Below are 250 nucleotides of genomic sequence, written 5' to 3'. Positions count from 1 at the left end.
GATCACCTGATCGTCGCGCATCGTCTTGGCGCGGCGGGTGACCGCGGCGATGGCGTGGGCCGGCTCCAGCGCGGGGATGATCCCCTCCGTCCGGCACAACAGCTGGAACGCATCGAGCGCGTCCCGGTCGGTCGCGCTGTCATACTCGACGCGTCCGATGTCACGCAGCCACGCATGTTCCGGCCCGATGCCGGGATAGTCGAGGCCCGCGGAGATCGAGTGACCCTCCGCAATCTGGCCGTCCTCGTCC

General features: G+C 69.2%; 1 pseudogene. It reads right to left on the bottom strand.

The features are described 5' to 3' along the window. A pseudogene (locus AC0IYH_RS33065) lies at positions 1-250 on the bottom strand (tryptophan synthase subunit beta); the annotation flags it as partial.

The organism is Pseudomonas sp. AC463 (assembly GCF_979253585.1).
The sequence above is the reverse complement of the archived record's forward strand: the minus strand, read 5'-3'. Positions and strand labels throughout refer to the sequence as shown.